Source organism: Streptomyces albofaciens JCM 4342 (assembly GCF_008634025.1).
Taxonomy (GTDB): domain Bacteria; phylum Actinomycetota; class Actinomycetes; order Streptomycetales; family Streptomycetaceae; genus Streptomyces; species Streptomyces albofaciens.
Genome location: NZ_PDCM01000001.1, coordinates 2,578,952 through 2,598,507, shown reverse-complemented (window position 1 = coordinate 2,598,507; position 19,556 = coordinate 2,578,952). Strand labels below are relative to the sequence as shown.

At 71.1% G+C, this 19,556-nt stretch carries 15 protein-coding genes and 1 tRNA gene; 11 read left to right on the top strand and 5 right to left on the bottom strand.

Translation table 11 applies throughout. The features are described from left to right. Nucleotides 1-4 precede the first annotated feature (4 nt). The 3 genes from pgfA to CP973_RS11640 form a co-directional block, all read right to left on the bottom strand. Entirely contained in the window at nucleotides 5-1,000 is a 996-nt protein-coding gene (pgfA, locus tag CP973_RS11650; RefSeq protein ID WP_150239943.1) for a cell envelope lipid trafficking protein PgfA, read from the bottom strand. Between the two features lie 18 nt (nucleotides 1,001-1,018). Next, entirely contained in the window at nucleotides 1,019-1,153 is a 135-nt protein-coding gene (locus CP973_RS11645; RefSeq protein WP_150239941.1) for an SPW_0924 family protein, read from the bottom strand. A gap of 339 nt (nucleotides 1,154-1,492) precedes the next feature. Further along, nucleotides 1,493-3,349 carry a lytic transglycosylase domain-containing protein gene (locus tag CP973_RS11640; protein ID WP_150239939.1) on the bottom strand — a complete coding sequence of 619 codons (1,857 nt, stop codon included), beginning with the start codon at nucleotides 3,347-3,349 and terminating at the stop codon, nucleotides 1,493-1,495. A 155-nt stretch (nucleotides 3,350-3,504) separates the two neighbouring features. Between CP973_RS11640 and CP973_RS11635 the strand changes: the two genes are divergently transcribed. After that, nucleotides 3,505-4,365, top strand: a complete 861-nt coding sequence (locus CP973_RS11635) for a DUF4184 family protein (protein ID WP_150239937.1) — start codon at nucleotides 3,505-3,507, stop codon at nucleotides 4,363-4,365. 92 nt (nucleotides 4,366-4,457) lie between these two features. Here CP973_RS11635 and polA read toward each other — a convergent pair whose 3' ends face one another. Then, nucleotides 4,458-7,118 carry a DNA polymerase I gene (polA, locus tag CP973_RS11630; protein ID WP_208853246.1) on the bottom strand — a complete coding sequence of 887 codons (2,661 nt, stop codon included), beginning with the start codon at nucleotides 7,116-7,118 and terminating at the stop codon, nucleotides 4,458-4,460. Between the two features lie 293 nt (nucleotides 7,119-7,411). Here polA and CP973_RS11625 point away from each other — a divergent pair, with 293 nt between their 5' ends. From CP973_RS11625 to CP973_RS11595, 7 genes are all read left to right on the top strand, one after another. Beyond that, on the top strand, nucleotides 7,412-9,700 hold the full coding sequence (locus CP973_RS11625; RefSeq protein WP_150239932.1) for an FdhF/YdeP family oxidoreductase: 2,289 nt from the start codon (nucleotides 7,412-7,414) through the stop codon (nucleotides 9,698-9,700). A gap of 156 nt (nucleotides 9,701-9,856) precedes the next feature. Then, the gene (locus CP973_RS11620; protein WP_150243460.1) at nucleotides 9,857-10,330 is read left to right on the top strand and encodes a PaaI family thioesterase; all 474 of its coding nucleotides are present in this window, start codon (nucleotides 9,857-9,859) and stop codon (nucleotides 10,328-10,330) included. A gap of 520 nt (nucleotides 10,331-10,850) precedes the next feature. Then, complete coding sequence (locus CP973_RS11615) at nucleotides 10,851-12,083, top strand: branched-chain amino acid ABC transporter substrate-binding protein (RefSeq protein ID WP_150243459.1); 1,233 nt, start codon at nucleotides 10,851-10,853, stop codon at nucleotides 12,081-12,083. Between the two features lie 199 nt (nucleotides 12,084-12,282). Beyond that, entirely contained in the window at nucleotides 12,283-13,212 is a 930-nt protein-coding gene (locus CP973_RS11610; RefSeq protein WP_150239930.1) for a branched-chain amino acid ABC transporter permease, read from the top strand. A 5-nt stretch (nucleotides 13,213-13,217) separates the two neighbouring features. After that, nucleotides 13,218-15,044 (top strand): branched-chain amino acid ABC transporter permease, encoded by a 1,827-nt coding sequence (locus CP973_RS11605; protein ID WP_150239928.1) that lies wholly within the window; start codon nucleotides 13,218-13,220, stop codon nucleotides 15,042-15,044. Between the two features lie 7 nt (nucleotides 15,045-15,051). After that, nucleotides 15,052-16,233: an ABC transporter ATP-binding protein gene (locus tag CP973_RS11600; RefSeq protein ID WP_150239926.1), complete on the top strand. Its 1,182-nt coding sequence runs from the start codon at nucleotides 15,052-15,054 to the stop codon at nucleotides 16,231-16,233. After that, nucleotides 16,230-16,952, top strand: coding sequence for an ABC transporter ATP-binding protein (locus CP973_RS11595; RefSeq protein WP_150239924.1), 723 nt, complete (start codon nucleotides 16,230-16,232; stop codon nucleotides 16,950-16,952). The genes CP973_RS11600 and CP973_RS11595 overlap by 4 nt, the downstream gene beginning before the upstream one ends. A gap of 70 nt (nucleotides 16,953-17,022) precedes the next feature. On the opposite strand, the gene CP973_RS11590 is transcribed toward CP973_RS11595, so the two are convergent. After that, nucleotides 17,023-17,721 (bottom strand): ANTAR domain-containing response regulator, encoded by a 699-nt coding sequence (locus tag CP973_RS11590; protein ID WP_425281959.1) that lies wholly within the window; start codon nucleotides 17,719-17,721, stop codon nucleotides 17,023-17,025. Nucleotides 17,722-17,787: 66 nt separating this feature from the next. Here CP973_RS11590 and CP973_RS11585 point away from each other — a divergent pair. The 3 genes from CP973_RS11585 (at nucleotide 17,788) to CP973_RS11575 (ending at nucleotide 19,544) form a co-directional block, all read left to right on the top strand. Next, a tRNA-Leu gene (locus CP973_RS11585) sits at nucleotides 17,788-17,860 on the top strand. 109 nt (nucleotides 17,861-17,969) lie between these two features. After that, complete coding sequence (locus CP973_RS11580; RefSeq protein WP_150239921.1) at nucleotides 17,970-18,743, top strand: helix-turn-helix domain-containing protein; 774 nt, start codon at nucleotides 17,970-17,972, stop codon at nucleotides 18,741-18,743. A gap of 27 nt (nucleotides 18,744-18,770) precedes the next feature. Then, the gene (locus CP973_RS11575) at nucleotides 18,771-19,544 is read left to right on the top strand and encodes a transcriptional regulator (protein ID WP_150239919.1); all 774 of its coding nucleotides are present in this window, start codon (nucleotides 18,771-18,773) and stop codon (nucleotides 19,542-19,544) included. Nucleotides 19,545-19,556: the final 12 nt, after the last annotated feature.

The following is a 19,556-nucleotide window of genomic DNA, read 5'->3' as shown; positions in this document are numbered from 1 at the left end:
CGGCTCAGGCGGAACCGATCCGCTCGGGACGGCCCGGCTCCGGACGACCGCGTTCCGGGCGGCGACGCCCCCGGGCCTCCAAGACCAGGGCCAGCGTGAGGAGCGCGACCCCGAGGGCCGGGAAACCCCACGGAAGGTAGCTGGTGAGGAGCAGGACGAGCCGGCGCTGGGAAGTGACGAGGTCGACCGTGGCGGTCACGTAGTCCGGCCGCATCTTCACGTGCCCGGAGAAGGCGGTGACCTTGCCGCCGCCGGGGACGAGGCCGCCGCCGCGCAGCTCCTCCTTGTGGATCTCCTCCCCGTTGACGGGCGCGCCGGTGACCGGCTCCACCCAGAACATCCGCTTGGTGCTGTACCACCGGGTGGTGCCGGATTTCGCGACGGCCTCCGAGGTGATGCCCTGCACCGGCAGCTTCTTCGGGAAGGGCACCTTGGTCCAGGGAATGGTCTGCTCGAAGTAGTAGACGTCCAGGCCGCGGAAGGTGCGGACGCCCTTGTAGTGGATGGGGGCGCTGGTGCGGGTCTGCGCGTCGAAGTAGTCGTAGTCCCGCTGTTCCGTGAGGAACGGCCACTTGTACTCGATGCCGGTACGCCGTACGGGGTCGCCGTCGACCATCTCGCCGGTGGCGTGCACGGGTTCCTGGGTGTGGGCGTCGAAGATGTAGCGCTCCGGGATCCGGGAGACCATCTTGCCGTCGGGTCCGGCGACGTAGGAGAGCGCGTCCCAGACCACCACGTCCCGGCCGGCGGTCTTCTCGATGCGTTCGGACTCCTCGACGTTGCCCTTGAGCGTCTGCACGATGGAGACCTTCGGGACCTGCCGGGCCCGCATTGTGCCGTAGTCGAGGAGGGTGGCGGGCTTCGCCTCCAGCACCGTGTCCTGGTACTGGTTCGGCGGGATCTTGGCGAGTCGCGGGAAGGCGTACCAGCGCAGCAGCGGGGACAGTGCGGCGAAGAAGACGGCGAACGCGAGCAGGACCAGGCTGGCTTTGCGTCGCATGGCGGCGGCGTCCCTCCCTCAGGGGTGCGCGGGGACGGTGGTGAGCAGCGGTTCGGGGGAGGTCCCGCCGCTGGGCGCGCCGGCCGCGGTGATGGCCAGGACGAGGGCGAAGGCCGCGGCCAGTCCGATCGCGACGGCTGTCAGTGCGCGCATGCTCGGCCTCCCTGGGAGCCGCTGTACGGAGCGGCGTCCCGTGCGCCGGGACCCATGGGGCGGCGTGCCGCGCGCCCGGGGCCGGGCGCTTGCCGTGTCGCGGGCTCCGGTGAGCTGATAGGGCGTCAGGGGCGGGGGCACCGTAGCAACGGGCGGCGCAGATGAGAACACGTCGTACCGACAGGGGCGGCGCGAGGACGCCACCGTCGCCACTGTCCGGCAGCGGAACGACCACCGCCGCCCGGCTCCGGCGGGAGCAGGACGGCGGTGGTGAAGCCGATGTGGCGGCGCCGATGTGGCGGACCCGATGTCTTCGGAGCCGATGTGGCGGCGCGAAAGTTACGCCGTGACGGTCAGCTCGACGGTCAGGACCGCGCCGTCGGCGGTGGTCAGACGCAGCAGGAACGTACCCGCGTGCTGGTCCGTACGGATCTCCGGCAGCTTCAGCAGGCCGTCGGCACCCGTCTTGAGCGTCAGGCTGCGGACCTGCTTCTCCTTGTCCGCTCCCCTGCCCGCTCCCTTGTCCCCGTCCTTGCTGTCCTTGCTCCCGCTCTTGCCCGCGTCCTTGTCCTCGGTGCCCGCGAAGTAGGGCCCCTTGTCGTTCTCGACGGGCTGCTTCGGGTCGTCGGTGACCATGGTGGCGGTCACCGCGGCACCCGCCGCGATCTTGCCCCGGTAGGTGGCCTTGATCTCGACGGCGCCCTCGGCGAACGCGGTGCCGGCCTTCGCCGTCAGCTTGGCGTCGGACGTACGGGCCAGCGCGTCGGCCTTGGGGGCGGGCGCCGGCTTGGCCTTGACGGTGGCGCCGGTCTCGGCCGCGGGCACCTGGCGGCCCACCGCGGTCGCGCGGACGGTGAAGCCGCCCGCCTTGTCGCCCGCGTTGATACGGGGCGCGGTGGCGATGCCGTCGGCGCCGGTCCGTACCGTGACGCGGTCGGCCTTGCCCGGGAAGCGGGCGCCGGTCTCGCCGACGATACGGAACTCGACGGGAACGCCCGCGACCGGCTTGCCCGCGGTGTCCTTCGCCCGTACGCGCACGATCTGCCCGAAGTCCTCGCCGACGGTGGCCGTGAGGTCCTCGGCGCCGACCTGCTCCAGTGCGGCGACGGGCGCGGGGGTGGGCTTGGTCGGCGGCTTGGTCGGAGGTGTGGTGGGCGGCTTGGTGGGCTCGGGCTCGTGGGTGCCGGGCTTGGCGGGCGGGGTCGTCGGCTTGGACGGCGTGGTCGGCTTGCCGCTGCCGTTGCCGCCCGGCTCGGGGGTCGTGCCGCCGCTCCGGCCCGCGCCCGGCCCGGTCGTACGGCCGGGGGTGGACCCGGCGCCCGGGGTGGGCTTGGTGCCCTGTCCGTTGCTCACGCCGCCGCGGTGGACCGGCAGCAGCCCCTTGCCGTCGGGGACCTCGTGGGTGCCCTTGCGGTAGAAGGCGAGCCAGGACAGTACCGTGTTCAGGTACTCCCGCGACGGGTTGTAGCCGAGGACGGCCTTGTCCAGATCGCTCTGCGTCCCCAGGTCGCGTCCGTTGGCGCACAGGTAGCGGCCGGCGCCGAGGGCGGCGTCGTAGATGTTGTTGGGGTCCGCGAGGCCGTCGCCGTTGCCGTCGGCGCCCCAGCCCTTGCCGTCGGGGCCGCCCTTGGACCAGGTCGAGGGGATGAACTGCATCGGGCCTACCGCGCGGTCGTGTGTGGTGTCGCCGTCGAAGACACCGTGGTCGGTGTCGCTGATCATCGCGAAGCCCTTGCCGTTGAGCTGCGGGCCGGTGATCCGCTGGAGGGTGGTGCCCTCGGCGTCCACGGCGCCGCCGCGGGCGTGGCCGGATTCGACCTTGCCGATGGCGGCGAGCAGCTGCCAGGGCAGCCGGCAGCCGGGCTGGGTCCGGGCGACCTGGGCCTCGGCCTTCTTGTACGCGTCCAGGACGGTGGCGGGGATGCCCGCTTCGGCCGGGCCGGTGACGACCGGACCGCCGGAGCCGGGCGAACCACCGGGCCGCACCGGGCTGTTGAGGGGCGGCAGGTCGGTGTAGTACGGCGAGCCGCCGTCGATGGGGGTGTCGCCGGCCGACGCGGGGTCCTTGGCCTCGCTGCCGGTCCTGCTCTCGGCCGCTCCCGGTGCCTGGGAAGCGGTCAGGGCGGCCAGCGCGAGCGCCGCCACCGCCGTCGAGGCCGCTCCCTTGCGGAGCCGCCGCCCGAATGTGGCTGCCATCTGTGCCCGTCCCCTCAGCGTTGATCCACCGCGCGCACGGCGCCGTAGCGCGCTCCCCGGCGCTCCCAACTCACGTGACACTACGACAACTTCTGGCGGGCTTCTACTGCTCGCAACGCCAGACATACTGATCCTAAACGATCAGGGAGAGAGCCATGCCGTTCACACTCAGCCACGCTGCCGCTGTGCTGCCGGTGGTGCGCCGCACCGGGGAGGCGCGCGGACCGCTGGTCGCCTCGGCTCTCGTCGCCGGGTCGTTCGCCCCCGACCTCACCTACTTCGCGGACAGCGTGCTGCCCGGCGCCATGCTGTTCGGCGACTTCACACACGGGATACCGGGCGTGCTGACCGTGGACGTGCTGATCACCGCCGCCCTCGTGGGCGGCTGGCTGCTGCTGCGCGAGCCGCTGGTGGCGCTGCTGCCGGCGGCCTGGCGCGGCAGGGTGTACGCGGTGGTGCGCGGCCGTCCGGGCACGGGCGGCCGGCCGCTCGCCGCGTACCTCGCCTGGTTCTGCGTCTCGGCGGTGCTGGGCGCGCTGACCCACACCGTCTGGGACGCGTTCACGCATCCGGGCCGCTGGGGCACCCGGCTGATCCCCGTACTGAACGAGACCGTCGGGGGCTTCCCCCTGTGCACATACGTCCAGTACGGCACGTCCGCGCTGGCCCTGGGCGTGATCGGCTGGTTCCTGTGGACGGCGCTGCGGCGGGTGCCGGACCCGGCGGCACCGGCCGGGCTGCCGGAGCCGGCCGGCGGGCGGCTGCCGGCCGTGGCGCTGCTCACGGTGTGCCTGCTGGCCGGGGCCGCGCACCGGACGCTGCGGGCCCGCGCCGCATTCGGGGACATGGCGGTGACGTGGTTCGACTACGTACCGACCGTGCTCTTCGGCGCGGGTGCGGGCCTCGCCCTCGGACTGCCGCTGTACGCGGTGGGGGCGCGGCTGCTGCACCGCCGCGACCGCGCGCCCCTGGCCGACGGCGGCGCCGCTTACGACCGCTCCGGCTCCCGGCCGTAAGCGGTCCTACGCGGGGCCGCGGTCGGCACCGGCAGGACGCCGCCGTATGCGGCGCCTGCGGGCGCACCCGCCGGGGGCGCCGTGCGCCCCGATCAGTGCGCCGCCGACTCCCAGTCGCCGCCGTAGCCGACCGACACGTCCAGCGGGGCGCGCAGCTCCACGGCGCCCGCCATCTCGCGGCGGACCAGCTCGTCGACCTGCGCCCGCTCGCCCGGGGCCACCTCGACCACGATTTCGTCGTGCACCTGGAGCAGCATCCGGGAAGACAGGTCCGCCGCCCGCAGCGCCTCGTCCACCCGCAGCATGGCCACCTTGACGATGTCGGCGGCGGTGCCCTGGATCGGGGCGTTCAGCGCCATCCGCTCGGCCATCTCGCGGCGCTGGCGGTTGTCGCTGTTGAGGTCCGGGAGGTAGCGGCGACGGCCCATGATCGTCTCGGTATAGCCGGTGGCGCGGGCCTTGTCGACGACGTCCTGGAGGTAGTCGCGCACCCCGCCGAACCGCTCGAAGAAGGTGTCCATCAGGCGGCGGGCCTCGTCGGGCTGGATGCCGAGCTGCTGGGAGAGGCCGAAGGCGGACAGGCCGTACGCCAGGCCGTAGGACATCGCCTTGATCTTGCGGCGCATCTCCGGGTCGACCTCGGACTTGGCGACCGAGAAGACCTGGGAGGCGACGGTGGTGTGCAGGTCCTCGCCGGAGGTGAACGCCTCGATCAGGCCCGCGTCCTCGGAGAGGTGGGCCATCACGCGCAGCTCGATCTGGCTGTAGTCGGCGGTCAGCAGGGATTCGTACCCCTCGCCGACGACGAAGCCGCGGCGGATCGCGCGGCCCTCGTCCGTACGGACCGGGATGTTCTGGAGGTTGGGCTCGGTGGAGGAGAGGCGGCCGGTGGCGGCGACGGTCTGGTTGAAGGTGGTGTGGATACGGCCGTCCGCCGCGATCGTCTTGATCAGGCCCTCGACCGTGGTGCGCAGCTTGGACTGCTCACGGTGGCGCAGCATGATCACCGGGAGTTCGTTCTCGGTCTGCGCGGCGAGCCAGGCCAGGGCGTCGGCGTCGGTGGTGTAACCGGTCTTGGTCTTCTTGGTCCTGGGCAGGCCCAGCTCGCCGAAGAGGACCTCCTGGAGCTGCTTGGGCGAGCCGAGGTTGAACTCGTGGCCCGCCGCGGCGTGCGCCTCCTGTACGGCCTGCTGGACGGCGGCGGCGAACTGCTGCTCGATGCGCTCCAGCCAGCCGCGGTCGGCGGCGATGCCGGCCCGCTCCATCCGGGCCAGCAGCACGCTGGTGGGCAGCTCCAGGTCGCGCAGCAGCCCGGCCGCGCCGACCTCGTCGAGCTTGGTGGTCATGGCGGCGCCGAGGTCCAGGACCGTACGCGCCTGGTTCATCAGGGCGTCGGCCTGGGCGCGGTCGTCGGCGCCGAAGGCCAGCTGGCCGTTGTCCTCGGCGGCCGGGGCCAGGTCGCGGCCCAGGTACTCGACGGACAGGGCGTCCAGGGCGAAGGAGCGGCGGCCCGGCTTGACCAGGTAGGCGGCGAGGGCGGTGTCCATCGTGACGCCGGCGATGGTCCAGCCGTGCTCGGCGAAGACCCGCATCAGGCCCTTGACGTTGTGCATGACCTTGTGGCTGGCCGGGTCGGCGCTCCAGGCGGCGAAGGCGCGCTCGTCGGCCTCGTCCAGCTCCGTGGGGTCGAACCAGACGGCCGGGCCCTCGGCGGTGGCCAGGGCCACCTCGGCGACACTGCCGCTGCCCACCGTCCAGGTGTCGACCGTGGAGACACCGAGCAGCTTCCTGCCGTGCTCGGCCAGCCACGGGGCCAGCTCGCCGGCGCCGGCGACCGTGCCGTCGATCTCCACCTCGGCGGGCGCGGGACCGGCGTCCCCGGCCTCCTCGGCGCCCGGGTCGGCGGCCAGCAGGCGCTCCCGCAGGCCCTGGTTGCGGATCTCCAGCGCCTCCAGGAAGACGGTCAGCGCCTTGCGGTCGTAGGCCTCGCGCACCAGCTCGGCGGGGCCGCAGGGCAGCTCCACGTCCCGCACCATCTCGGTCAGGACGCGGTTGAGCTTGACCGCCTCCAGGTGGTCGCGGAAATTCTGCCCGGCCTTGCCCTTGACCTCCTCGGCGCGCTCCACCAGCTCCGCGAACGAACCGAACTGGTTGATCCACTTCGCGGCGGTCTTCTCGCCGACGCCGGGGATGCCGGGCAGGTTGTCGGACGGGTCGCCGCGCAGCGCCGCGAAGTCCGGGTACTGGGCGGGGCTCAGGCCGTACTTCTCCTGGACCTTCTCCGGGGTGAAGCGGGTCAGCTCGGAGACGCCCTTGGTGGGGTAGAGCACCGTGATGTCGTCGGTGACCAGCTGGAAGGAGTCGCGGTCGCCGGTGACGATGGAGACCTCGAAGCCCTGGGCGGTGGCCTGGGTGGCGAGCGTGGCGATGACGTCGTCGGCCTCGAAGCCCTCCACGGCGAACCGCTTGACGCGCATCGCGTCCAGCATCTCGCCGATCAGCTCGACCTGGCCCTTGAACTCGTCGGGGGTCTTGGAGCGGTTCGCCTTGTAGTCGGGGAACTCCTCCGAGCGCCAGGTCTTGCGCGAGACGTCGAAGGCCACCGCGAAGTGCGTGGGCGCCTCGTCACGCAGGGTGTTCGCGAGCATCGACGCGAAGCCGTAGATCGCATTGGTCGGTTGCCCGGTGGCGGTGGTGAAATTCTCCACGGGGAGGGCGAAGAACGCCCGGTACGCCATGGAATGCCCGTCCATCAGGAGCAGCCGGGGACGGCCGCCCTCCACCGCTTCGGTGCCGGTCGCTTCGCTCTTCTTCGCTGCCTTTGCTGCCACACCCCGATCCTGCCACGCCCCACTGACAATCCCCGCCGCGACGACCGCGGCGGCGCCGCTGTCAGCCGTCCGTGACAGGATCTAAAGGTGTACGGACATCCGGCCGCCGCCGCCCGCGGGGACCGCGCCGCACGCCCCAACTGCACCGACCACGCTCAGCAGCCGCCCGGACACACCGCCGGGCCCGCGGCTGGGCCCGGCTCAAGGGAGAGGCCATGGCAGGCAAGCCGCCCGCGTCGGACCCCATCCAGGACGCGCCCGAGGTCACGGCACCGGAGCACTCCGCCGTCGGCCTGCCGGCCATCAAACACGCGCTGCGCGTGTCCCAGCAGCAGATGGGCGTGCGCCGCACGGCCCTGACACTGCTCCGGGTCAACCAGAAGGACGGCTTCGACTGCCCCGGCTGCGCCTGGCCCGAGCCCGAGCACCGGCACGCGGCCGAGTTCTGCGAGAACGGCGCCAAGGCGGTGGCCGAGGAGGCCACGCTGCGCCGCGTCACCCCGGAGTTCTTCGCCGCCCACCCGGTCTCCGACCTCGCGGACCGCAGCGGCTACTGGCTCGGCCAGCAGGGCCGGCTGACCCACCCCGTGTACCTGCCCGAGGGCGCCGACCGCTACGAGCCGGTGTCCTGGGAGCGGGCCTTCGACATCATCGCCGAGGAGCTGACCGCCCTCGACTCCCCCGACGAGGCCGTCTTCTACACCTCGGGGCGCACGAGCAACGAGGCCGCCTTCCTCTACCAGCTCTTCGCCCGCGAATTCGGCACGAACAACCTGCCCGACTGCTCCAACATGTGCCACGAGTCCTCCGGCTCCGCGCTCACGGAGACCATCGGCATCGGCAAGGGCAGCGTCCTGCTGGAGGACCTGTACAAGGCCGATCTGATCATCGTCGCCGGGCAGAACCCGGGCACCAACCACCCCCGGATGCTCTCCGCGCTGGAGCAGGCCAAGAACGGCGGCGCGAAGATCATCTCGATCAACCCGCTGCCCGAGGCGGGCCTGGAGCGCTTCAAGAACCCGCAGACCCCGCGCGGCCTCGCCGGCCGCGGCACGGCCCTGACCGACCTGTTCCTCCAGGTGCGCATCGGCGGCGACCAGGCCCTCTTCCGTACGCTGAACCGGCTCATCCTGGAGACCGAGGGCGCGGTCGACACCGCCTTCATCGAGGAGCACACCCACGGCTTCGAGGAGTTCGCCGCGGCGGCCCGCGCGGACACCGACTGGGAGGCGACGCTCGCCGCCACCGGCCTGACCCGCGCCGAGATCGAGCGCACCCTGGAGATGGTCCTGGCGTCGCGGCGCACGATCGTGTGCTGGGCCATGGGCCTGACCCAGCACAAGCACTCCGTCCCCACCATCCAGGAAGTCGTCAACTTCCTGCTGCTGCGCGGCAACATCGGCCGCCCCGGCGCCGGCGTGTGCCCCGTGCGCGGCCACAGCAACGTACAGGGCGACCGCACCATGGGCATCTTCGAGCGCCCCGCGCCCGCCTTCCTGGACGCCCTGGAGAAGGAGTTCGGCTTCGCGCCGCCCCGCGAGCACGGCTTCGACGTCGTACGGGCCATCCGCGCCCTGCGCGACGGCGACGCCAAGGTCTTCTTCGCGATGGGCGGCAACTTCGTCTCCGCCACCCCGGACACGGAGGTCACCGAGGCCGCCGTGCGCCGCGCCCGGCTCACCGTCCACGTCTCCACCAAGCTCAACCGCTCCCACGTGGTCACCGGCGCCCGCGCCCTGATCCTGCCCACCCTCGGCCGTACGGAGCGGGACGTGCAGGCGGGCGGCGAGCAGTTCGTGACCGTCGAGGACTCCATGGGCATGGTGCACGCCTCCCGCGGCCGGCTGGCTCCCGCGAGCACGCGGCTGCTCTCCGAGCCGGCCATCGTCGCCCGCCTCGCCCGGCGCGTCCTCGGCCAGGGCAGCACCACGCCCTGGGAGGAGTTCGAGAAGGACTACGCCACGATCCGCGACCGGATCGCCCGCGTCGTGCCCGGCTTCGAGGACTTCAACGCCAAGGTCGCCCGGCCCGGCGGCTTCGCCCTGCCGCACGCCCCGCGCGACCGGCGCGAGTTCCCCACCGCCACCGGCAAGGCCAACTTCACGGCCGCGCCCGTGGAGTACCCGCACCTGCCCGAGGGCCGGCTCCTCCTCCAGACGCTGCGCTCGCACGACCAGTACAACACCACCATCTACGGCCTCGACGACCGCTACCGCGGCATCAAGAACGGCCGCCGCGTCGTCCTGGTCAACCCCGAGGACGCCCGCGCGCTGGGCGTCGCCGACGGCTCGTACACCGACCTGGTCAGCGAGTGGACGGACGGCACGGAGCGGCGCGCGCCCGGCTTCCGCGTCGTCCACTACCCGACCGCGCGCGGCTGCGCGGCGGCGTACTACCCGGAGACCAACGTCCTGGTGCCGCTCGACCACACCGCCGACACCAGCAACACCCCGGCCTCCAAGTCGCTGGTGATCCGCCTGGAGCCGGCGGCACCCGGAGCCTGAGCCCGGTGCGCACGGCCGCCCGGCCCGGAGCCCGCCCCGGGCCGGGCGGCCGATCAGTAGCCTGATAAGAACATGCACGACTCAACGACCGGCATCGGTCCGGCCGTCCCGGTACGCCGCACCGACACCACGGGCACACGAACGGAGCCGCAGGACATGGGCGAGCAGAGCGCGACCAAGTTTCCGCAGGAGATCATCGACCAGTGGGCCGAGCCGGGCCTGGACCTCGCCGCGCTGTTCTCCGCCGGACACCTCGGTACGCGCATGAGCGTGCAGGTCCTGGAGGCCGCGCCGGAGCGGGTCGTCGGCACCATGCCCGTCGAGGGCAACACCCAGCCGTACGGCCTGCTGCACGGCGGCGCCTCCGCGGTGCTCGCCGAAACCCTCGGCTCGGTCGGCGCGATGCTGCACGGCGGCCCCGCCAAGCAGGCGGTCGGCGTCGACCTGAACTGCACCCACCACCGCGGCGCCCGCTCCGGCCTGGTCACCGGCGTCGCCACCCCCGTGCACCGCGGCCGCTCCTCCGCCACGTACGAGATCGTCATCACCGACGAGAACGACAAGCGGGTGTGCAGCGCCCGGCTGACCTGCATGCTGCGCGACGTGGACGCGTCGGCGTACCGCAACTGAGACCGGCCCGCTGGAGCACCCGGCACCGTACGGCGGCCCCGTTCCCCCACAAGGGAGCGGGGCCGCCGTACGTCTACCGGCGTGCGGCCCCACGCCGTACGCCGCCGCCCGCCATCACGCTCCGTAGCGCACGCCACCGGCACGCCCGCCGCCGGCCTCCCCCTTTCCCCTCATCCGCGCACCCGCCCCGCACGCCACATCCGATATGCGGACGCCCGCACCATGATCAACCTCAAATCCCCTGCGCAAAGTGCGAGTTCACGCTCCGCCCGGCGTCCGTACGCGATGTAAGGAGCATGAGCGCAAAACGCTCATCGACGGTCATAACAAGAGCGTCACATCCTGGTCAGCGGCTCTGTCAGGGCACGCGGCACCGCTCTAGAGTCACCGCCAGTCACCGCGCCGCCGGGCGCGCCCCAGCACGGAACCGGTACCACCCCCGTACGGCCCGGCGCGCGCACCGGTCGTGCGACGCGCGCCGACCGCGCCAGGGAAAGGACTGATCGTGCATCACCGTTCCTTGCTCATACTCACCACCGCGGTCACCGCAGGCGCCCTCACCCTGACCGCGTGCGGGTCCCGCGACGAGGGATCGAAGGGCGGCGAGGGCTCGAAGACGTCCGTCACCATCGGGCTCGACGCCCCGATCACCGGCGAGCTCTCCGCCCTGGGCCTGGGCATCCGCAACTCCGCACAGCTCGCCGTCGACAACGCCAACAAGACCGGCGAGGTCAAGGGCGTCACCTTCAAGCTCGAACCCCTCGACGACAAGGCGCAGGCCAACGTCGGCCAGCAGAACGCCACCAAACTCGCCGGCGACAAGGACGTCCTGGGCATCGTCGGCCCGCTGAACTCCAGCGTCGCCCAGTCCATGCAGCAGGTCGCCCAGCAGAACGGCGTCGCCCTGATCTCCCCCGCCAACACCACCCCCGACCTCACCCAGGGCAAGGACTGGAAGCAGAACAAGCGCGTACGGCAGTTCTCCACCTACTTCCGCACCGCCACCACCGACGAGGTGCAGGGCGCCTTCGACGGCCAGTTCGCCTGGGAGAAGGGCAAGTTCAAGAACGCCTACGTCATCGACGACCAGAAGACCTACGGCGCCGGCCTCGCCGCCTCCTTCAAGGCCCAGTTCACCAAGCTGGGCGGCAAGGTCGTCGGCTCCGAGCACGTCAACCCCGAGGACCGGGACTTCAAGGCCGTGGTCGCCAAGGTCAAGGCCGCCAAGCCCGACATCGTCTTCTACGGCGGCGAGTACCCCGCGGCCGGCCCGCTCAGCCAGCAGCTCAAGGACGGCGGCGTCACCGCCCCCCTGATGGGCGGCGACGGCATGTACAGCGCCGACTACATCAAGCTCAACAAGAAGGCCCAGGGAGACTACGCCTCCTCCGTGGGCAAGCCCGTCGAACAGCTCGAATCCGCCAAGAAGTTCATCGCCGACTACAAGGCCGCCGGCTACAAGGACCGCTACGAGGCCTACGGCGGCTCCACCTACGACGCCACCTGGGCCGTCATCCAGGCCGTCAAGAAGGTCGTCGCGGACAACGGCGGCAAGCTGCCCGCCGACGCCCGCAAGAAGGTCGTCGACGCCCTGAACAAGGTCTCCTTCGACGGCGTCACCGGCCACGTCGCCTTCGACCGGTACGGCGACACCACCAACACCATGATCACCGCTTACCAGGTCGACCAGGGCAAGTGGGTCGCCCGCTTCAGCGCCGAGTTCAAGAAGTTCGACAAGGCCGGCAAGAGCTGAGTCCTCCGAGCTGACCGCCCCGCCGAGGCCGGCGGGCCCCGGACCGTACGACGGCCGCCGGGCCCGCCGGACCCCGTCGCACACCCACCGGCCAGTGCCCCCGGCCCGCGCCAGGACGCCACGAACGACCCGGCGCCGCCCGCGGCACACGGGCTGCCGCCACCGCCCGTACCCTCTTCCCACCCACGGAGGCCCTGCGGTGAACGAACTGCCGCAACAGCTGGCCAACGGACTCATCCTCGGCGCGATGTACGGACTCATCGCGATCGGCTACACGATGGTCTACGGCATCGTCCAGCTCATCAACTTCGCCCACGGCGAGATCTTCATGGTCGGCGGCTTCGGCGCGCTGACCGTCTTCCTCCTCCTGCCCTCCGGCGTCAACCTCCTCTACGCACTGCCGCTGATGCTCGTCGGGGCCGTGCTCGTCGCCGTCCTCGTCGGCGTGGCAGCGGAACGATTCGCCTACCGTCCGCTGCGCGGCGCGCCCCGCCTCGCCCCCCTCATCACCGCCATCGGCCTGTCCATCGCCCTCCAGCAGGCCGTCTGGAAGTGGTACCCCGAAGGCAACAAGGCCCGCGTCTTCCCCCAGTTCAAGGGCGACTCCTTCACCATCCTCGGCGCCACCGTCCAGCGCGGCGACGTCTTCGTCCTCATCGCCGCCCCCCTCTGCATGATCGCCCTCGGCCTCTTCGTCTCCCGCACCCGCAGCGGCCGCGCCATGCAGGCCACCGCCCAGGACCCGGACACCGCCAAACTCATGGGCATCAACACCGACCGCATCATCGTGCTGGCCTTCGCCATCGGCGCCGCCTTCGCGGGCGTCGCGGCCGTCGCCTACGGACTGCGCACCGGCGAGGTGCAGTTCCGCATGGGCTTCATCCTCGGCCTCAAGGCATTCACCGCGGCCGTGCTCGGCGGCATCGGCAACATCTACGGCGCCATGCTCGGCGGCGTCGTCCTCGGCGTCGCCGAAGCCCTCGCCACCGGCTACGTCGAGGAGATACCCGGCATGCAGCAGTTCGGCGGCGGCGCCTGGAAGGACGTCTGGGCCTTCGTCCTCCTCATCCTCGTACTCCTCCTGAGGCCACAGGGCCTGCTGGGCGAACGCGTCGCGGATCGGGCGTGATACCGATGACCACCCCACCCACCACCGGCGCCGCGCCCCAGCACCACCCCGGCGTCCTGCGCCTGCCCGGACGCGGCGCCCTCCTCACCACCGCGGCCGCCGCCCTCGCCACCGCCGCCTCCACCGCCCTCGCCTGGACCTGGAGCAGCGAGTTCCCCGGCGACCTCACCTACTACGGCTCCCCCACCGGCCTGCAACTGGTCACCCTCGCCGGCGGCATCCTCACCCTCCTCTTCACCCTCTCCGGCCTCGGCCTCCGCGGCCTCGGCTGGCTCACCCCCGCCGGCCGCACCGCCCCCGTCCTGCTCACCGCCATCGCCACCTTCGCCGCCACCTGGTTCACCCTCGGCGCCATCGCCGTCCAGCTCGGCGGACTCGTCAACCTCGAACCCGGCGGCTTCGTCGCGGGCGCCGCCGCCCTCGCCGCCCTCCTCGGCGCCCTCGGCCTGCCCGCCGACCGCACCGTCCCCGCCGACCGGGCGGCCGGCCCCGCACCCGGCGCCTGGCAGCGCTTCACCGGCGCCCTCGCCCCCGTACCACTGCGCAAGCCCGTCCGCGCGCTGCCCTCCTGGGGCGAACTCCTCGTCATCGCCGCCGCGATCGCCGCCGGACTGTACGTCTTCACGTACGGCATCGACGCGGACGACGGCCCGCCCTTCGTCGGCTACCTGATCTTCGTCGCGCTCGCCGCCCCCGCCCTCCAGCGCGCCGGACTCACCGGCCGCCTCAGCGAGATCACCGCCCGGCACCGCGGCTTCGCCCTGACCGCCGCCTTCGTCGCCGCCGCCTGCTTCCCCCTCACCCAGGAAACCGACCAGTACACGATCATCGGCGCCAACATCCTCGTCTTCGCCACCGTCGCCCTCGGCCTGAACGTCGTCGTCGGCCTCGCCGGACTCCTCGACCTCGGGTACGTGGCCTTCCTCGGCGTCGGCGCCTACGCCGCCGCCCTGGTCTCCGGCAGCCCCGAATCCGCCCTCGGCCTGCACTTCCCGTTCTGGGCCGCACTCCTGACCGGCGCCGCCGCCTCCCTCGTCTTCGGCGTCCTGATCGGCGCCCCCACCCTGCGGCTGCGCGGCGACTACCTCGCCATCGTCACCCTCGGCTTCGGCGAGATCTTCCGTATCGCGATGCTCAACCTCAACGGCACCACGGGACCCGACGTCACCAACGGCGCCATGGGCATCCCCAACATCCCCAACCTGGAGATCTTCGGCTTCAACTTCGGCGAACCCCACGACATCCTCGGCTTCACCATCGCCACCTACGGCAACTACTACCTCCTGATGATCCTCGTCACCGCCTTCGTCGTCCTGGTCTTCCGCCGCGCCGCCGCCTCCCGCATCGGCCGCGCCTGGATCGCCATCCGCGAGGACGAGACCGCCGCCGTCGCCATGGGCATCAACAGCTTCCGGCTGCGCCTGCTCGCCTTCGCCCTCGGCGCCGCCCTCGCCGGACTCGCCGGCACCGTCCACGTCCACATCGTCACCACCGCCACCCCCGAGCAGTTCCAGTTCGCCGGCCCCACCCCGCCGAACTCCGCCTTCCTCCTCGCCGCCGTCATCCTCGGCGGCATGGGCACCCTCAGTGGTCCCCTGGTCGGCGCGGCCCTGCTCTTCCTCATCCCCGCCAAACTCGACTTCCTCCAGGACTACCAGCTGCTCCTGTTCGGCCTCGCCCTCGTCCTGCTCATGCGCTTCCGGCCGGAGGGCCTGATCCCGGACCGCAGGAAGCAGCTCGAATTCCACGAGACCGGCCAGCTCGACATCCCACCCGACACGGGTCTGCCCGAACGGGACCAGGCCATCGGCGGCACCCAGGCGAAGGCGTGACGCGACCATGACCACACCCATCAGCACCGCCGCCACCGCCGGTACCGTCCTCGAAGCCGCCGGCGTCACCATGCGCTTCGGCGGCCTGACCGCCGTACGCGGCGTGGACCTCACCGTACGGACCGGCGAGATCGTCGGCCTCATCGGCCCCAACGGCGCCGGCAAGACCACCTTCTTCAACTGCCTCACCGGCCTCTACGTCCCCACCGAGGGCACCGTCAGCTACCGCGGCACCCGCCTCTCCCGCAAACCCCACCTCGTCACCAAGGCCGGCATCGCCCGCACCTTCCAGAACATCCGCCTCTTCGCCAACATGACCGTCCTGGAAAACACCCTCGTCGGACGCCACACCCGCACCAAAGAAGGGCTCTGGTCCGCCCTCCTGCGCGGCCCCGGCTTCCGCAAGGCCGAACGCTCCTCCGAAGAACGCGCCATGGAACTCCTGGAGTTCACCGGCCTCGCCGCCAAACGCGACCACCTCGCCCGCAACCTCCCCTACGGCGAACAACGCAAACTGGAGATCGCCCGCGCCCTCGCCAGCGACCCCGGCCTCCTCCTCCTCGACGAACCCACCGCCGGCATGAACCCCCAGGAGACCCGCGCCACCCAGGACCTCGTCCTCGCCATCCGCGACCAGGGCACCGCCGTCCTCGTGATCGAGCACGACATGCGCTTCATCTTCAACCTCTGCGACCGCGTCGCCGTCCTGGTCCAGGGCGAGAAACTCGTCGAGGGCACCAGCGAGGCCGTGCAGGCCGACGAACGCGTCATCGCCGCCTACCTGGGCACCCCCTTCGAGGACGCCCCCGGCGCCGAGGAGGCGGCGGAAGTACGGGCGGCGGAGGAGCAGGCGCGGGGTGAGGGGCCGGGGGCCGGGGCGGGCGGGGGACGCGGGGCCGGACCGGGCGGGGTAGCCGGGGCCGGACCGGGCGAGGGACGCGGGGCCGGACCGGGTGGGGGACGCGGGGCCGGAGCCGCGCCAGGGGCCGCCCCCGGAGACCGGTCCCCAGGCGCCGCGCCCGAGGACTCGCCTCCGGGCATGACCCCCGAAGACTCGTCTTCGGACACGCCCCTCGGGGACTCGCCTTCGGACACGCCCTCCGGAGACTCGCCTCCGGACACGCCCCCCGGGAACTCGCCTCCGGACGCCGCATCCGGGCCCGCCACCCCGGAAGGAGGCACCCGATGACCACGCCCCCGCTCCTCCAGGTCGAGGACCTGCGCGTCGCCTACGGCAAGATCGAAGCCGTCAAGGGCATCTCGTTCTCCGTCAAGGCCGGCCAGGTCGTCACCCTCATCGGCACCAACGGCGCCGGCAAGACCACCACCCTGCGCACCCTCTCCGGCCTGCTCAAACCCCTCACCGGAAAGATCACCTTCGATGGCGCGCCCCTCACCGGCGTACCCGCCCACAAGATCGTCGAGCGCGGCCTCGCCCACTCCCCCGAAGGCCGCCGCCTCTTCCCCCGCCTGACCATCGCCGAGAACCTCAAGCTCGGCGCGTTCCTGCGCAAGGACCCGGACGGCATCGAGGCCGACATCCGGCGCGTCTACGAACTCTTCCCCATCCTCGGCGAACGCAGCCGCCAGGCCTCCGGCACCCTCTCCGGCGGCGAACAGCAGATGCTCGCCATGGGCCGCGCCCTGATGTCCCGCCCCAAACTGCTCATGCTGGACGAGCCCTCCATGGGCCTGTCCCCCATCATGATGCAGAAGATCATGGACACCATCCGCGAACTGCGGAACCAGGGCACCACCATCCTCCTGGTCGAACAGAACGCCCAGGCCGCCCTCTCCCTCGCCGACCACGGCCACGTCATGGAAACCGGCACCGTCGTCCTGTCCGGCACCGGCCAGGAACTCCTGCACGACGAGTCGGTACGGAAGGCGTATCTGGGAGAGGACTGAGGAGGCGCCCCACACGGAAAAGGGCTGTGCCGGTCGGCGACCGGCACAGCCCTCGGGGAGGAAAGGATCTTTACTCCTTCCCCTCCTTCTCCTTCTTCTGCTTCTTCTCCTCGGCGTCCTCGATGACGGCCTCGGCGACCTGCTGCATGGACAGCCGGCGGTCCATCGACGTCTTCTGGATCCAGCGGAACGCGGCGGGCTCGGTCAGCCCGTACTGCGTCTGCAGGATGCTCTTCGCCCGGTCCACCAGCTTGCGGGTCTCCAGCCGCTGGGTGAGGTCGGCGACCTCCTTCTCCAGCGTCTTCAGCTCCGTGAAGCGGCTCACCGCCATCTCGATGGCCGGCACCACGTCGCTCTTGCTGAACGGCTTGACGAGGTACGCCATGGCGCCGGCGTCCCGCGCCCGCTCCACCAGTTCGCGCTGCGAGAACGCGGTGAGCATCAGGACCGGGGCGATGCTCTCCCCGGCGATCCGCTCGGCGGCGGAGATCCCGTCCAGGATCGGCATCTTCACGTCCAGGATCACCAGGTCGGGCCGGTGCTCCCGGGCCAGTTCCACGGCTTTCTCCCCGTCCCCGGCCTCACCGACGACGGTGTAGCCCTCCTCCTCCAGCATCTCTTTGAGATCGAGACGGATGAGGGCCTCGTCCTCGGCGATGACCACACGGGTCGTCTGCGGCGGGACATGCGACTGGTCGTCGTCGGCGACGGGCTGCTCGGGCTCGGCGGCGCTCACGGGTCTCCTCGTTCCAGGCAGGTGGTGCCCCATGAGCCTACCTATCTCCTGTATGTTTGAGTCACGGCGGGTCTCCGCTAGCCTTGGTTTTCAAGGTAAGCCCTGGTAGTCCAGCGGTAGAGACACGGTGCTCAAACCACCGACAGCGTGGGTTCGAATCCCACCCAGGGCACTTTACCTTCGATTCGAAGGTTACACAACGGTTGGCGATCTTCACTCTACGCGGTGAACGTAGTAGCGAATCAGCCCGTCCGGGCAAAAATCCGGCCACGCTCGCATGCATGTATGACTTCGCAACACGTCAGCGAGCCCTGGCGCTCCTCCGGCAAGGTGTCACCAATCGTGTGGTCGCGGAACGGCTGAATGTCCCGCGCGGCACCATCGGCTGGTGGCGCCACGAGGACCGCAAGCGCCGGGGCGAGCGGTTCGAGCGTCCCCACGACTGTCCACGCTGTACGCCCCGCCCTTTCGATCGCCGGGCCTACGCCTATTTACTCGGTCTTTATCTCGGCGACGGGCACATCGTCTCGAAGACCAAGCAGCACCACTTGTCCGTCTACTGCGCCGACGCCTGGCCCGGCCTCGTCGCTGAGGCCGAGGAAGCCATGCGCAAGGTGATGGCCACTCCCAGTACGGGGCGACGCCAGAAGCAGGGATGTGTCGAGGTGAAGTCGTACACCTGGCACTGGATCTGCATGTTCCCCCAGCACGGGCCCGGCAGGAAGCACGAACGCCCCATCGTCCTGGAATCCTGGCAGCAGGAGATCGTCGACGAGTACCCGTGGGAGCTGATCCGCGGGCTGATTCACTCGGACGGCTGCCGGGTCATCAACTGGACCACGCAACGCGTCGGCGGCCAGCCCAAGCGATACGAATACCCCCGCTACTTCTTCACCAACAAGTCCCCCGACATTCTCGGCATTTGCTCCGACGCACTGACGTCCGTGGGCGTCGAGTGGAAGATGGTCCGGAAGTTCGACGAACCCTTCAACATCTCCGTAGCCAAACGCCCCTCCGTGGCCCTCATGGACGCCCACATCGGCCCCAAATACTGATCTCTCCCCCGGAAGGCGGCCCCGGCCGTGTACGACATCGCCACCCGTGAACATGCCCTCGCACTCCTGGCCCAGGGCCGCAGTCTCAACTCCGTGAGCAAGGAGACCGGAGTATCGCGCTCCGCGATTCGTGCATGGCGGACCAGAATCGAACCGCTTTCCCGCCCTTCTACGGAATGCGTACGGTGCGCGAGCGCGCCGCAGCCCCCCGCCGATCCCGCCGCGTACGCCTACCTGCTCGGGCTGTACCTGGGTGACGGCTGTATCAGCCCGCACCCGCGCGGGGGTTATGTGCTGCGGATCGCCTGTGCGGACGCCTGGCCGGGGCTCATCGATGCCTGCCGGGCGGCCGTTGCGCGTACGAAGGCCGCCGACAGCGTCTGCCTGGTGCGCAAGCAGGGGTGCGTCATGGTGTCCAGCTACAGCCGTCACTGGCCCTGTCTGTTCCCGCAGCACGGCCCGGGGAAGAAACATGAGCGTGTCATCGCCCTCGACGAGTGGCAGCGGGACATCGTCGACGCGCACCCGTGGGAATTCCTCCGTGGGCTGTTCCACTCCGACGGCTGCCGGATCACCAACTGGGCGACCCGCGTTGTGGGCGGAGTGCGCAGGCGTTACGAGTATCCGCGGTATTTCTTCACCAACACGTCCGCCGACATTCTCCGGATCTGTACGGACACGCTGGACGCGGTGGGCGTGGCGTGGAAGCGGGCCCGCCACAGCCGCCGCGCGCAGAATGTTTCGGTGGCCCGGCGTGCCTCCGTGGCGTTGCTGGACGCGCACGTCGGGCCCAAGTACTGAAGCAACCGGCGG